Here is a 14,291-nt window from a genome sequence, read left to right as displayed (position 1 = left end):
GCTACACCGGGAGCCCTCGCCACCGTTGCGACCAGCGGTAGGCGAGGGCTCTGCTGTGGTGGATCAGCCCGACGGGGTGCAGGTCGGCCGTCACGTTGTCGATCGGGTTGAACGCCAGCGCCGCGTCCGTCGACTCCGGCAGCTCCTGACCGAAGCACAGCTCCGCGACCGTGCGCTCGTCGGCGCGGATCTCGAACAGCGCGCCGTCCTTGGCCGCGGTGGCCGTCACCGACTCCAGGGTGCCGCCCAGGTCCTCGCTGCCCGGTGCCGGCCGGGCGGCGAGATAGAACTTACGGCCGGTGCCGCTGCGGTAGGCGAGGATCGATCCGTACGTGGTGGAGAAGTCCCGCCGCAGGGCCGGGACGTGCCGCAGGGCCCGGCCCGCGCCGCACGTCGAGAAGAGCAGGTCGGTGCGGTGTCCCGCCACCGGCCCGTGCACGCGGACGGCCAGGCCGAGGATGTCGTAGCGGCCCGGCTCGGTGCCGATGCCCTTGGACACGCGGACCGTGATCGGGTGCCGCGCCGGGCGGTCCAGCAGGGCCGAGCCGGTGCCGGCGCCGCCGGGGACCCGCAGCTCCCCGGAATAGGTGCGGCCGTCCGGATGCAGCAACCGCTGGCCCTGCCGGTGCACGAGCCGGATCCCCGCGCCGAGCACAGCGGCCGCGGCGACCCCGGTGAGGAGTCCACGCTTCATGCTGCGCGGCATACCCGGACACGTGCCGCTCATGCGTGACCCCTGGGTGTAGCAATCTTGGGGCACGATGTTGCGCATGGACGATGATCGGGCCGTGCGCAAGGTGGTGGTGCGGCGGCCGCCGCGGCAACGGGCGAAACCCCGCGAGCTGCGCGGACAGCGGGCTCTGGAGGGGCTGCGGCGCACGTTCGCGCGGCCCGAGGAGACGGTACGCACCTTCGGGCACTCGCTCGCGCCGTGGCGGCTGGCGGCGATCGGGCTGATCATCGTGCTGGTGCTGACGTTCTCGTGGGTGCGGCTGTTCCACGTCGGGCCGCCGTCGGTCGAGGACCTGCGCCGGGCCGCGGGCGTGGACGAGTGGCCGACGCTGGAGATCGGCGTCAAGAACGATCAGCCCGGGATCGCCTACTACGACGAGAACACCAAGATCTGGTCGGGGTTCGACATCCAGATCGCGTACATGATCGCCGAGGATCTGGGCTTCACCCGCGAGCAGGTGCTGTTCTACGGCATCGAGAGCGAGGACCGCGCCCGGATGGAGGCGACCGACCTGATCGGCAACCCGCAGCCGGTGAAGCTGGTCATCGCCAGTTACAGCATCACGCCCACCCGCGAGGCGATGCCGAACGTGATGTTCAGCAAGTCCTATCTGCACACCGAGCAGTCCGTGCTCACCCTCGCCGGCCATCGCAAGGTCACCAGCCTCGAGGACTTCAAGGACCAGACCGTGTGCTCGCTGTCCAGTTCGACCAGTGCGAGCGAGGTGGAGAAGGCCGGCGGCACCCTGAAGCGGGTCAATCGGGTCAGCGAGTGCCTGCCGATGCTGGACTCCGGCGAGGTCGACGCGATCAGCACGGACGCGGCCATCCTGGGCGGATTCAAGGCGCAGAACCGGGTGAAATACGACCACTGGGACCTCGGCCTGGACGTCACCGAGGCGTACGGCGTCAGCGTCGGCAACAACGCGGCCCTGCGCGATCTGGTCAACGTGACGCTCTACCGCTCGTACGCGGATCCGAAGGATCATCGCTGGGAGGACGCGTACGAGAGCACCATCAAGCCGGAGCTGCCGCTGCAGAAGAACCTGGGCGTCAACGCGGCCGGTCTGCCGCTCACCCCGCTCGCCCGGCCGAATCAGCCGGTCATCGAGCGGCCGCGGGTGCGCGAGCTGCCGTGGGAGAACCTGACGCCGTGACCTCCGCCGACCGTCTCAAGCGCAGCCGCCGCGCCCAGTTCAACTGGCTGCTCACCGCGCTGCCCGCGTTCCCGCTGGTGCTGCTCGTGCTGCGGCTCTGGTACCTGAGCCGGCAGGACCTGCCCACGATGCTGCTGCTGGTGCAGTACATCAGCCCGCTCGGCATGATCAGCGCGCTGGTGATCGCGCTCATCTGGACGGTCCCGGCGGTCATCCTCGTCATCCGCACGCTCGGCGGCATCCTGCTGGTCAGCTCGCCCGAGGGGGAAGAGACCACGCGCCGGTCCGGGCTCGCCCTGAGCGCCCAGCGGATGCCCGACTGGGTGGTGGTGCTCGGCGTCGGGCTGGCCGGCTTCACGTGGCAGATGCGGATGCTGCCGACCCTGCTGATGCTCGTCGTCGCGATCATCGGGCTCACCGCGGTGCAGCGTTTCCCGGGGGAGCGGGCGATGCTGGTCGTCGCCACGCTCGTGGTCCCCGTCGCCGCCGGGATCATCGCGCTGATCTGGGTGTGGCCGGGCGTGCGGACCGCCCTCGCGGCCGGGGAGACCGGGACGGCGGTGCTGCTGGCCGTACCCCCGCTGCTCGGCTGGTTGCTCACCGGGCCGGTGCCGCCGCGCGCCGCCCGCCTCGCCACGCACTGGCCCGCCGTCGCCGCGGTCGCCGTGGCACCGATCGTCGTCGGCGTGGTCTTCCTCCGCGCGCCGGTGCTCCCCAACAGTGCGATCGAGGTGGATCCGGGCCCTGAGGTGATCCGCGGGCAACTCATCACGGTGGACGACACCGCGACGACCATCCTCACTCGCGGGGGTGACGTCATGTTCGTTCCCAACGATCGGGTACGGTCCAAGACGCTCTGCCCGGAACCGGTGCGCCCGCAGTTCAGCCGGATCACGGTGCGCGGCTGGGCCGTCGATCAGTCCGCCCTCGAATGGGCTGCTCCGACGCGCCCCGCCGGCGCCGCCGTCGACCCGCGCTGTCTCGGCCGTCCGGTGTCGCGATGAGGGGAAACGCACCCGTGGAACTCCTTTTTCCGCAGTTGGCGGGGCTTTGTCGCGGCGCGCCGCCGACCACGTGCAGACAGGCTGGACCGGACCTGGCAGGCTGCACGCCATGACCTTGCACCTGCGGTGGGCGGCCGTCACCGATAGAGGCCACGTGCGGAGCAGCAATCAGGACTGCCATTACGCCGGGGAGCGCCTGCTGGTCGTCGCGGACGGCATGGGTGGCATGGCCGCCGGAGACGTGGCCAGCCGCATCGCCGTCGAGGCCATGGCGTCGCTCGACGTGCCGATCGACAACGACCACCAGATGGACGCCCTGCACAAGGCCCTCGAGGTCGCCAACGGACGGATCGCCGAGACCGTCGCCGGCGACCAGGCCCTGCAGGGCATGGGCACCACGCTGACCGCTGTCGTCTTCTCGACCGACCGCGCCGCGCTCGCCCATGTCGGCGACAGCCGGGCCTACCTGCTGCGCGACGGCACGCTGAACCAGCTGACCAAGGACGACACGTACGTCCAGATGCTCGTCGACCAGGGCCTGATCCGGCCCGAGGAAGCGGCCGGGCATCCGCGGCGGGCGGTGGTGACCCAAGCCCTGCAGGGCGAGCCGGTCAGCCCGTCCTACGTGATCGTCGAGCCCGAGCAGAACGACCGCTGGCTGCTGTGCAGCGACGGCCTCACCGGCGTCGTCCCGCCCGAGCGGATCGAGGCGGAGATGCTGGCGATCCCGGACCCGCACGACTGCGCCGGCCGGTTGCTCGACCTCGCGCTCGAGGGTGGCGGCCCGGACAACATCACGGTGATTGTCGCCGATCTGACACTGGACTGAGCACAGTCCCGCCTCCGGCGCTCGCCTGCGGTACCTTACTTCGGTTCCCGTGACCGGCTGGTGGGTGGTGATGACGACGGGACGCCTGTCCGTGCGGCTCACCGTGACGCTGGCGATCGTCGCCGTCGTCACGGCCGCCGGCACGTGGGTGGTGCCCGACGGGCCGGGCCGCCGTCTCTACGGCGACGCGGCTCAGCTCGCGGCCGGAGTGCTGGCGGCCTATGCCTGCTTCGCGGGGGCCCGGGACCGGTCGGGTGCCCTGGCAGCGTGGCGGGTGCTGATCGGGGCCGGGCTCACCGCCTGGGCGGCCACCCGCGTGTGGTGGGTCGTCCGCGACGTCGCCGACCCCTTGTCCGGGCCGGGCCGCAGCGGCTTCCTGATCCTGCCGGCCGCCGTCTTCGCCGGGCTGCTGTGCGCGACATCCGTGCTGCCCCGGCCCGCCCGGATCTCCCTCGGCCGCGACCGCGTCGTGCTGGTCATCGACAGCATCCTGGTCACCGGTTCGCTGGTGGCCCTCGTCTGGTCGCTGGTGCCGCTGCGGGTGGTCGACGAGGTCACGCGCACCCCGTGGACCACGGGCGTCGCGGCCGCGTACCCGGTGGCGGATCTGCTCCTGACCGTCATGGCCGTGCTGCTGCTCATCACCCGGCCCGCGTGGCAGCCGGGGCGCGCGCCGCTGGGGCTCGTCGCGGCGGGCATGCTGGCCTTCGGCGCCTCCGACCTCGTGCGGCTGCTGCAGCTGAGCGCGGCCCTGCCGACCCCCGTCGAGTCCGCCGGTCATCTGCTCGGTCCCGCGCTGCTCGGGCTGGCCGCGCTGAGCAACCCCGGCCCGCTCGCGCCCCCGGACTCGTCGCAGGCGGAGGCCGACTGGACGCACCTGCTGCTGCCCTACCTGCCGGTGATCGCGTCGGGCGTCGTCATCGTCGTGCGCACCGGCTCCGGGGCGCAGCTGACCGCCTACGAGGCGTTCTACGGCTGGCTCGGCCTCGGTCTCGTCGTCGCGCGGCAGATGCTCACGATCGCCGAGAATTCCGTGCTGCTCGCCCGGGTGTCCGAGGGCCGGCAACGGCTGCGCCACCAGGCCTATCACGACTCGCTGACCGGGCTGGCCAACCGGGCGCTGTTCCGCGAACGGCTGGGTGCGGCGCTGGAGGCGTACCGGCTGTGGGGTCAGCCTGTCGCCCTGATCTTCGCCGACCTGGACGACTTCAAGCTCATCAACGACAGCTACGGCCACGCCGCGGGCGACCGGCTGCTGCGCGCGATCGGCGAGCGCCTGGCGGGCTGCACGGGCCGCGGTGATCTGGTCGCCCGGCTCGGCGGCGACGAGTTCGCGGTGCTGCTCGACCATCACGCCCCCGACGCCGAGCCCATCGCCGAGCGCATCCTGGCCGTCCTGCGCGAGCCGTTCCTCGTCGACGGCCGCACGATCGTGGTCAGCGCCAGCGTCGGCCTGGTCCAGCCCGAGCCCGGCGACCAGGAGCTCTCCGCCGACTCGCTGCTGCGCCGGGCCGACGCCGCCATGTACGCGAGCAAGCGCCGAGGCAAGAACGCCCTCGCCCGCTACACCGGCGCCGCCGACGGCGGCCCGCACGCCGACCTCCCGCACCTGCTGCTGCGGGCCCTGTCCGGCAACCCCGCCGAGTACGGCTTCCAGGTCCACTACCAGCCGATCGTCCGCCTGTCGGACGGCGCCGTCGTGGCCGTCGAGGCCCTCGCCCGCTGGACCGACCCGATCGCCGGCCCGGTCGACCCCGACGTCTTCGTGACTGTTGCCGAGCGCACCGGCCTCGTCGCCGCCGTCGACGACTTCGTCCTGGACCGCGCCTGCGCCGACATGGCGGCCCTGGCCCACGCGTACGGCCACCCGGTCGACGTCCACGTCAACGTCTCCGCCGCCCGCCTGGCCCAGCCCGGCCTGACCGCCACCGTCGTCGCCGCGCTGGAACGGTGGGGGATTCCGCCCCAGCGCCTCATCGTCGAGATCACCGAGACCCGCCGCATCCCCGACATGCCCCGGGCCGCCGCGTCCGCCGACGAGCTGCGCGCCCACGGCGTCCGCATCGCCCTCGACGACTTCGGCAGCGGCTGGAACGCCCTCGCCCAGCTCCACTCCCTGCCCGTCGACATCGTCAAACTGGACTCGAGCCTCACGGACGTCGACGTGGCCCCCGAACGAGCCCGCGCCCTGTGCCGCTCCGTCGTCACCATCTGCGCCGACCTGGACATCCTCGTGGTGGCCGAGGGCATCGAGACCCCGGAGCGCGCCGCGGCCCTGACCGGCCTGGGCTGCGACCTCGGCCAGGGCTACCTCTACGGCCAGCCGCGCCCGGTCCAGCGCCTCGCGGCCGACCTCCCTGCGCAGGAGGGTGCCGGTGTCCCCGCCCAGCTCGGCCCCGGCATTCCCGCCCAGCCGGGTGTCGCCATTCCCGCCCAGCCCGGGCCGGCCGATCGGGCCGAGCTCGCGTCGTAGCTGGTACCGGCGGTACCGCTTGTAGTACCATTTCTCGGTGACGCAACTAGATAAGATCGTCACCGCGATGCGAAGCAACCCGCGAAACATCGCCTTCGACGACCTCTGCCAGGTGTGCGTGTTTCTACTTCGGCGAGCCGCGGCAGAGCGGCAGCTCCCACATGGTCTTCCGAATGCCCTGGCCCGGGAATCCCCGGGTGAACATCCAGCGCAAGGGCGCGAAGGCCAAGGCTTACCAGGTGCGGCAGGTGCTCGCGGCGATCGACAAGAAGGAGGCCACGTGAGTTCGACTGCAGACCGTTCCGATGTGTCGCACTACAGCTATCGGGTGAGCTGGTCGGCCGAGGACGGCGAATACGTGGCGACCTGCGCCGAGTTCCCGTCGCTGTCATGGCTGGCGGAGTCCCAGGTCGAGGCGCTCGAAGGAATGCTCGTCCTCGTCCGGGACGTGGTCGCCGATCTCGTCGGCCAGGGTGAGCAAGTGCCGCAGCCACTGGCCGAGCGCAGCTACTCCGGCAAGTTCAACGTGCGGGTCGGCGAGAGCCTGCATCGGGAGCTCGCCATCCGCGCCGCCGAGGACGGCATGAGCCTCAACCAATACATCTTGCGAAAACTGGCCGCGGCAGACGGCGAGGCGCTGTCGTTCGCGGGCCTCCGGACGACCGAGCACGTCATCGCCGCGATCGAAAGCCGCTCCGACAAGGCCCGCACAGCCTGACCCGCCACCTCTCGTTCCGCAGGCGCAGAGGGTGTGGCCAGTCTCGTCCAGTGCTTGGCAGGCGTGGTCGTAGCGGTCCGTCGCGCTCGGCCGTCACTTGGTGGCGGCTATGGTCCGTCCGTCGCGGTCAGCGGGCTCGGCGGTTGGTGTGGCGGGTGGGGGCGGTGGCGGTGGGGTCCTCGGGCCAGGGGTGCTTGGGGTAGCGGCCGCGCATCTCGGCGCGTACCTGGGGGTAGACCGAGGACCAGAAGCTGGCCAAATCGCTGGTGACCGCGAGAGGCCGCCCGGCCGGCGAGAGCAGGTGCAGGACGACGGGCACCCGGCCGTCGGCGAGGCGGGGCGCATCCTGCCAGCCGAAGGTCTCCTGGAGCTTGACGGCGAGCACCGGGCGGGCCGGGTCGGCGTAGTTCACGCGGATCGCCGAGCCGCTCGGCACCGGGAGGCGTTCGGGGGCGACCTCGTTCAGGCGGCCCGCGACCTGCCACGGGAGGAGGGCGCGCAGGGCGGCGGTCACGTCGATGCGGGCCAGGTCGGCGCGGCGGCGGGCGCGGCCCAGATCGAGCCAGCCTGGGTCGGCGAGGGCGGCGTCGCTCACGTCCGGCCACGGGTCGCCGAGGGCCGCGCGCGCGAAGGCCAGACGCTGCCGCAGCTCGGTCGCCGTACGCGACCAGGTCAGCAGCCCCAGCCCCTCCCGCCGCAGGCCCTCGCGCAGCGCCTCGGCGACCAGGGCGGGATCGGGGTGGTCGAGGCGGCGTTCGGTGAGCGTGATCGCTCCGAGCCGGTGTACCCGGCGGGCCACGACGTCGCCGTCGATCCAGCCGATCTCGGTGGCCGTGCGGTCGAGGGTGGCGGCGGCCTCGCGGGCGGTCGGCTCGTCGAGCGGGGCGGCGGCGCGGATGCGGGCGGTGCGGGCGCCCGGCGCGCGGTCGGCGTCGGCCACGGCCAGCCAGGGTGCGCCGGCCAGCGAGCTGCCGGCGGCCAGCTCCGCGGCGGTCCCGCCCGCCATCAGGTACGCCCCGGAGCCCGCCTCCCGCGCGCGGGCCACCCGCTCCGGATAGGCGAGCCCGGTCACGAGCCCGGCGGCCAGGTCATCGGGCATGCGGGTCGGAGGCGCGTCGTCCACGGCACGGGTGAGGCGGCGCACCTCGGACTTCCACGCACCGTCCTGACGAGCCGCTCGCCACGCGGCGACAACGTCTCCGGCCGTGCGATCGGCGTCCAGGACCGCGACGATCTCAGCGGCACGCCGGGCGCCCACCCTCGGCGCGCCGTCGATGAGCGCCCGGGCCAGCCGGGGATGCAGACCTGCACCCGCCAGCGCCCGCCCGCGCGGGGTCACCTTGCCGTCCTCGCCGACGGCGCCCAGCGCACGCAGCGTCTCCGTCGCGGCCTGGAGGGCTCCCGCGGGCGGCTGGTCGGGAAGGGCGAGTCCGGTGCCGTCGGGATGTCCCCACAGCGCGAGGTCGAGGGCGAAGCCGGTGAGGTCGGCGGCGGCCACCTCGGGCTCGGGCTGGGCGGGCAGCCGGTCGTGCTGCGCCGGGGACCAGCACCGGTAGACGCGTCCCGGCGCCTCCCGGCCCGCGCGGCCCGCACGCTGCTCGGCCCCGGAGCGGGAGACCGGGACGGTGGCGAGGCTGCCGAGGCCGCGCCCATGGTCCGTACGGGGAACTCGGCTGAGCCCCGCGTCCACCACCGCGCGCACGCCGGGCACGGTCAGGCTGCTCTCCGCGACGGCCGTGGACAGCACGACGCGCCGGTGCGGGCCGGGGCGCAGGGCGGCGTCCTGGGTGGCGGCGGACTGGCGGCCGTGCAGCGAGACGACGTCGACGTCGAGCCCGCGGAGCCGGCCGGCCACCGCCTCGATCTCGCGGGCGCCGGGCAGGAAGACGAGCACGTCGCCGTCGCCGCCGGTGAGCGCCAGCCGCACCGTGGCGGCGACATGGTCGAGCAGCTTGGGGTCGACGCGCAGGCCCTGCGGCGGCTGCACCGGGCGGGGCGGCGGGCACCAGTGGACCTCGACCGGATGCATGACGGCCGGCGCGGTGATGACCGGGGCGTCGCCGAGCAGGGCGGCCAGGCGGGTGGCGTCGGCGGTGGCGGACGTGGCGAGGAGGTGGAGGTCGTCGCGCAGAGCCGCGCGTACCTCGATCAGGAAGGCCAGGGCGAGGTCCGTGTCGAGGTGCCGTTCGTGGCACTCGTCGAGCACCACGGCGGTCACGCCGGCGAGCTCCGGGTCGCGCTGGAGCCGGCGGACGAGGACACCGGTGGTCACGACCTCGATGCGCGTGCGGGCGGAGGTGCGGCGCTCACCGCGTACCGAGAAGCCGATCAGGTCTCCCACCTCGGTGCCGGAGAGGGCCGCCATGCGGCGCGCCGCCGCCCGGGCCGCGACCCGGCGCGGTTCGGCGATCACCACCCGGCCGCCGGCGGGCCCGGCCAGGGCCAGCGGGACGACCGTGGTCTTGCCGGTGCCGGGCGGCGCGACCAGCACCGCCGCGCCCCGGGCCGTGAGCGCGCCGGTCACCTCGGGCAGCACCGGAGTGATGGGCAGGTCCGGCAATCGGTGGATCAGCACGGTTAAATCCTCCCCGAAGGCATGGAGGATCCGGTGCGGGGCTGCTTGACTGATCTCTCCTTGACCACTGGGGGGTACGTGGACGGCCTCGGAGAGTTCAACTCCCTGCCCGCCGAGCGGCTGACGCGTGAGCTGACGGCCGTGTGCGCCGCGCCCGCGTGGGGTGCCGCGGTGCTGGCCGGCCGCCCGTACGCGTCGCGGACCGATCTGCTCGCCGCCGCTGACGCCGCGTCGGCCGCGCTCACCTGGGACGACGTGCTGCAGGGGCTCTCGGCCCATCCGCGGATCGGCGAGCGGGCGCAGGGGGACACGGCCGAGGCGGCGTGGTCGCGGCGGGAGCAGTCGACGGCCGCGCAGACCGCCGACGACGTGACGCGGGCGGAGCTGGTCGCGGCCAACCGCGCGTACGAGGAGAAGTTCGGGCATGTGTTCCTGATCTTCGCCAGCGGGAGGTCGCAGGCGGAGATCCTGGCGGCGGCGCGCGAGCGGTTGTCCTCCGATCCGGCCGCCGAGCAGCGCGTGGTTGCCGGGGAGCTGGGCAAGATCGCGCGGCTGCGGCTGGCGCGGCTCGTGCCCTTCCACGTCTCGACCCATGTGCTCGACACGGTGACCGGGGCGCCGGCGACCGGGGTGCCGGTCACCCTGCAGCCCTCCGGCGCGCCGGGCGTGACCGACGGGGACGGGCGGCTGCGCTTCGACGTGGCCGAGGCGGGCGACTACCGGCTCGAGTTCGACGTGGCGGCCCATCTCGGGCCGGACGCCTTCTTCCCGTCCGCGACGGTGACCTTCCGGATCGCGGACACCGACCGGAACTATCACGTGCCGTTGTTGCTGAGCAGGTTCGGCTACACCACCTACCGAGGGAGCTGACGCGTGGCGATCGTGCTGGGACCCCACCGATACGGCAAGGCGGAGACCCGGCTCGTGCGGGTCACCCGGGACGGCGACAGGCACGGGCTGGCGGATCTCAACGTCAGCGTCGCCCTCGCCGGCGACCTCGCGGCCACGCACCTGACGGGCGACAACAGCGGCGTGCTGCCCACGGACACCATGAAGAACACGGTGTACGCCTTCGCGCGTGAGTACGGCATCGGCGCGCCCGAGGACTTCGCGCTGCTGCTGGGGCGGCACTTCGTCGCGACGCAGCCGCAGATCTTCCGGGCCAGGGTCACGATCGAGGCGTACGGGTGGGAGCGCCTCGGCCCGCACTCGTTCCGCCGCGCGGGGGACTTCGTGCGTACGGCGCTCGTGGACGTCACCGAGTCCGGGGAGCAGGTGGTCTCGGGCGTCCGGGATCTCGTGCTGATGAACACGACCGACTCGGAGTTCCACGGTTTCGCGCGGGACAAGTACACGACGCTGCCCGAGGCGACCGACCGGATCCTCGCCACGGCCGTCGACGCCCGCTGGCGGCACGCTTCGCCCGCGTCGCCGTGGGACGAGTCGTTCGAGAAGGCGAAGGACGCGATGGTGCACGCGTTCGTGACGACGTACAGCTATTCGCTGCAGCAGACCCTGTACGCCATGGGCACGCGAGTGCTCGAGGACCGTCCCGAGATCGCGGAGATCCGGCTGGCGTTGCCGAACAAGCATCATTACCTGGCCGACCTCTCGCACTTCGACCTGTCGAACCCCGGCGAGGTGTTCATCGCGGGCGACCGGCCGTACGGACTGATCGAAGGCACCGTGACCCGCGACGACGCCGCGCCGGCCCTGGCACCGTGGTTCTCGTGATCGTCATCGAGAACGTCGCCGTGGCCACCGTCGACGCCGCGGGCACCGAACACACCGACGGCCACGTGGTCGTCGGGGACGACGGCCGGATCGCGGCGGTGGGCTCCGGGCCCGCCGACCGTCCCGAGGGCTCGGCCCGCCGCGTCGACGGCACCGGCTGCCTGCTGACGCCGGGCCTGGTGAACACCCACCACCACCTCTACCAGTGGGCGACCCGCGGGCTGGCGCAGGACGAGACGCTCTTCGGCTGGCTGACGACGCTCTATCCGATCTGGGGCCGCCTCGACGCGTCGGCGGTCGGCGCCGCGGCGGCCGCGGGCCTGGGCTGGCTCGCGCTGTCCGGCTGCACGACGAGCATGGACCACCACTACGTCTTCCCGCGCGACGGCGGCGACGTGTTCGCGGCGGAGATCGAGGCGGCCCGGGAGATCGGGCTGCGCTTCCACCCGACCCGTGGCTCGATGGATCTGGGACGGTCTCAGGGCGGGCTGCCGCCGGACCACGTCGTGGAGGAGACCGACGCGGCGCTGGCCGCGACCGCTGCCGCGATCGACCGCTGGAACGACCCGTCGCCGGAGTCGATGCTGCGGGTCGGGGTGTCGCCGTGCTCGCCGTTCTCCGTCACGTCCACGCTCATGACCGAGGCCGCGGCGCTCGCCCGGGACAAGGGCGTCCGGCTGCACACCCACCTCGCCGAGACCGACGACGAGGAGGACTTCTGCCGGTCGCGGTTCGGCTGCACCCCCGTGGAGTACGCTGAGCGGCTCGGCTGGCTGGGCGAGGACGTCTGGCTCGCGCACGGCGTGCACCTCGACGACGCCGCCGTGGCGCGCCTGGGGGCCACGGGTACGGGCGTCGCGCACTGCCCGAGCTCGAACGCGCGGCTCGGGGCCGGCATGGCCCGGGTACGGGAGCTGCTCGACGCGCGGGTGCCCGTGGGGCTGGGCGTGGACGGGTCGGCGTCGCAGGAGGCCGCGCACCTGGGCGAGGAGTTGCGGCAGGCGCTCTACACGGCCCGGCAGCGCGGTGGCCCCGCGGCGATGACCGCCCGGGAGTCGTTGCGCCTGGGCACGATGGGCGGCGCGCGGTGTCTCGGGCGGCAGGACGACATCGGCAGCATCGAGGTGGGTAAACTCGCCGATCTCGTGCTCTGGCGGCTCGACGGGCTGGGTCACGCGGGCATCGACGACAAGGTCGCGGCGCTCGTGCTGGGTCCGGCGGCCCCGGTGGAGCTCGCCCTGGTCGGCGGCCGGCCGGTCGTCGAGCGCGGCGAACTCGTGCGGGCCGATGCGGAGACGCTCGCCCGCCGCGCCCGTCAGGCGCACCGCGCGTTGATGCGGCAATGACGCACGGTATTTAAGGAAGACTTCAAGCTGGACGGCCGGAAAAGCGTTATCGAATGGCGGGATCGCGGCCACCTGCGGCGAATTCCCCGGCCGTCTTAAGTCTTCTTCCGCGAGTTGAAACAAGCCCTCTGGCCTGCGCATACTCTGTCGCGGCACAGCACGGGACGTTTCAACTGACAAGGATTCGCGATGCGGACACCAGCCCCCGCCCACGTGGCCCCGCCGGACCCGGGAAAGAAGCGCCGGCGCATTACTCGCATCTCTCTCGCGTCCGCGATCGCCGTGGCGCTGGGCGGCAGCGGCGTCTACATCGCCGGCGCCAGCGCCGACGAGGTGACCGTCCCGGGCCGGGTGCAGGCCGAGTCCTACGCCGCCAATTCCGGCGCCCAGACCGAGGGCACCGGCGACAAGGACGGCGGCAAGAACGTCGGCTGGCTCACCAGCGGCGACTGGATGCGCTACGACAACGTGTCCGTCACCGGCGCCGCCTGGACCGCCCGCGTCGCCTCGAACAACTCCGAGGGCGGCTCGATCGAGATCCGGCAGGGCACGCAGACCGGCACGCTGCTGGCCACCTTCCCGGTCGCGAGCACCAAGGGCTGGCAGACCTGGACGACCGTCAACGCCAAGGCCGCGTCGGTGCCGTCCGGCAAGCAGACCCTCTTCGCGGTCCTGAAGAGCAAGTCGCGCTCCGACTTCGTGAACATCAACTGGTTCACCTTCGGCCCGGCGGGGGCCGCGTCGAGCGGCCCCTCCGCCTCCCCCTCCACGACCAAGGCCACGCCGGCCCCCTCGGCGTCGTCGAGCTCCGCGCCCGGCGGCTGGGTCCCGGTCGACCAGGCCGCCTGGCAGAAGGAGCTGGACTACTTCAACTCCGTGGCGCTCAAGCCGGTCCCCTCGAACGCGGTCCGCGTGGCGGAGTTCCAGACCAACTGCGAGGTGTCGGGCTACGCCGACGACGACCCGATCGTCTTCCCCAAGATGGCCGGCGCCTCGCACAACCACACCTTCTTCGGCCCGAAGGTCGACGCGAACACCACGAACGAGCAGCTGCTGAGCGGCAAGTCCACGACCTGCGACGCCCCGGGCGACTTCAGTGCCTACTGGGCGCCGACGCTGACCCAGAACGGCAAGGTCGTGCCGATGGAGAGCTTCCGGGTCTACTACGGATCCCGGCTGCCCGACCCCTCGGACATGAAGCCCTTCCCGCCCGGCCTGCGCATCGTCCAGGGCGACGCCAAGCTGCAGGAGCCGACCCCGGCCGGCAAGAACGGCCAGTTCTGGTGCACCGGCGGCGAGATCGGCCGCAGCGCGGACGGCAACTGGCCCAAGTGCGGCGGCGGCCACCTCATCTACCAGCTCACCTTCAAGGACTGCTGGGACGGCAAGCACATCGACTCGCCCGACCACAAGTCGCACATGGGCAACGCGGTCAACGGCAAGTGCCAGGGCGACTTCCCCGTCGCGGTGCCGAACCTGTCCTTCATGCTCAACTACGACACCCTGGGCGGCGACGGCCTCAAGCTCTCCTCGGGCATGGCCTCCTCGATCCACGGCGACTTCATGAACGCCTGGGACCCCGAAAAGCTCTCCGACCTGGTCAAGATCTGCCTCACCCAGAAGGCCAAGTGCGGCACCACGCCGACCTTCTGAGTCCCGGAGCCCGAACCCCCGTTCCCCGGTAACACGATGGCCCCCGTTTCCCCGCGGGGGCCATCGCCGT

Annotated in this window: 11 protein-coding genes; 9 read left to right on the top strand and 2 right to left on the bottom strand. The window is 72.7% G+C overall.

All coding sequences use genetic code 11. The annotated features are described in order from the left end of the window. Position 1 precedes the first annotated feature (1 nt). Positions 2-694 carry a hypothetical protein gene (locus tag RAN62_RS23340; protein ID WP_305786854.1) on the bottom strand — a complete coding sequence of 231 codons (693 nt, stop codon included), beginning with the start codon at positions 692-694 and terminating at the stop codon, positions 2-4. A gap of 76 nt (positions 695-770) precedes the next feature. Between RAN62_RS23340 and RAN62_RS23335 the strand changes: the two genes are divergently transcribed. From RAN62_RS23335 to RAN62_RS23315, 5 genes are all read left to right on the top strand, one after another. Beyond that, positions 771-1,889, top strand: a complete 1,119-nt coding sequence (locus RAN62_RS23335) for a transporter substrate-binding domain-containing protein (protein WP_305786853.1) — start codon at positions 771-773, stop codon at positions 1,887-1,889. Continuing rightward, positions 1,886-2,893, top strand: coding sequence for a hypothetical protein (locus tag RAN62_RS23330; protein WP_305786852.1), 1,008 nt, complete (start codon positions 1,886-1,888; stop codon positions 2,891-2,893). The genes RAN62_RS23335 and RAN62_RS23330 overlap by 4 nt, the downstream gene beginning before the upstream one ends. A gap of 109 nt (positions 2,894-3,002) precedes the next feature. Continuing rightward, positions 3,003-3,722, top strand: a complete 720-nt coding sequence (locus tag RAN62_RS23325) for a PP2C family protein-serine/threonine phosphatase (protein WP_305786851.1) — start codon at positions 3,003-3,005, stop codon at positions 3,720-3,722. A gap of 49 nt (positions 3,723-3,771) precedes the next feature. Further along, on the top strand, positions 3,772-6,195 hold the full coding sequence (locus RAN62_RS23320; RefSeq protein WP_305786850.1) for a putative bifunctional diguanylate cyclase/phosphodiesterase: 2,424 nt from the start codon (positions 3,772-3,774) through the stop codon (positions 6,193-6,195). Positions 6,196-6,475: 280 nt separating this feature from the next. After that, positions 6,476-6,913 (top strand): type II toxin-antitoxin system HicB family antitoxin, encoded by a 438-nt coding sequence (locus RAN62_RS23315; RefSeq protein ID WP_305786849.1) that lies wholly within the window; start codon positions 6,476-6,478, stop codon positions 6,911-6,913. 127 nt (positions 6,914-7,040) lie between these two features. Here RAN62_RS23315 and hrpB read toward each other — a convergent pair whose 3' ends face one another. Next, positions 7,041-9,485 carry an ATP-dependent helicase HrpB gene (hrpB, locus tag RAN62_RS23310; protein ID WP_305786942.1) on the bottom strand — a complete coding sequence of 815 codons (2,445 nt, stop codon included), beginning with the start codon at positions 9,483-9,485 and terminating at the stop codon, positions 7,041-7,043. 63 nt (positions 9,486-9,548) lie between these two features. Here hrpB and uraD point away from each other — a divergent pair, with 63 nt between their 5' ends. From uraD to RAN62_RS23290, 4 genes are all read left to right on the top strand, one after another. After that, positions 9,549-10,358 (top strand): 2-oxo-4-hydroxy-4-carboxy-5-ureidoimidazoline decarboxylase, encoded by an 810-nt coding sequence (gene uraD, locus RAN62_RS23305; protein ID WP_305786848.1) that lies wholly within the window; start codon positions 9,549-9,551, stop codon positions 10,356-10,358. Positions 10,359-10,361: 3 nt separating this feature from the next. Then, positions 10,362-11,222 (top strand): factor-independent urate hydroxylase, encoded by an 861-nt coding sequence (pucL, locus tag RAN62_RS23300; protein WP_305786847.1) that lies wholly within the window; start codon positions 10,362-10,364, stop codon positions 11,220-11,222. Beyond that, complete coding sequence (locus RAN62_RS23295) at positions 11,219-12,568, top strand: 8-oxoguanine deaminase (RefSeq protein WP_305786846.1); 1,350 nt, start codon at positions 11,219-11,221, stop codon at positions 12,566-12,568. The genes pucL and RAN62_RS23295 overlap by 4 nt, the downstream gene beginning before the upstream one ends. A gap of 189 nt (positions 12,569-12,757) precedes the next feature. Then, positions 12,758-14,221 carry a DUF1996 domain-containing protein gene (locus RAN62_RS23290; protein WP_305786845.1) on the top strand — a complete coding sequence of 488 codons (1,464 nt, stop codon included), beginning with the start codon at positions 12,758-12,760 and terminating at the stop codon, positions 14,219-14,221. The last annotated feature ends 70 nt before the right edge of the window (positions 14,222-14,291 follow it).

It is taken from the genome of Symbioplanes lichenis, assembly GCF_030709675.1.
GTDB classification, from domain to species: domain Bacteria; phylum Actinomycetota; class Actinomycetes; order Mycobacteriales; family Micromonosporaceae; genus Actinoplanes; species Actinoplanes lichenis.
This window is presented reverse-complemented; position numbering and strand designations above follow the sequence as displayed.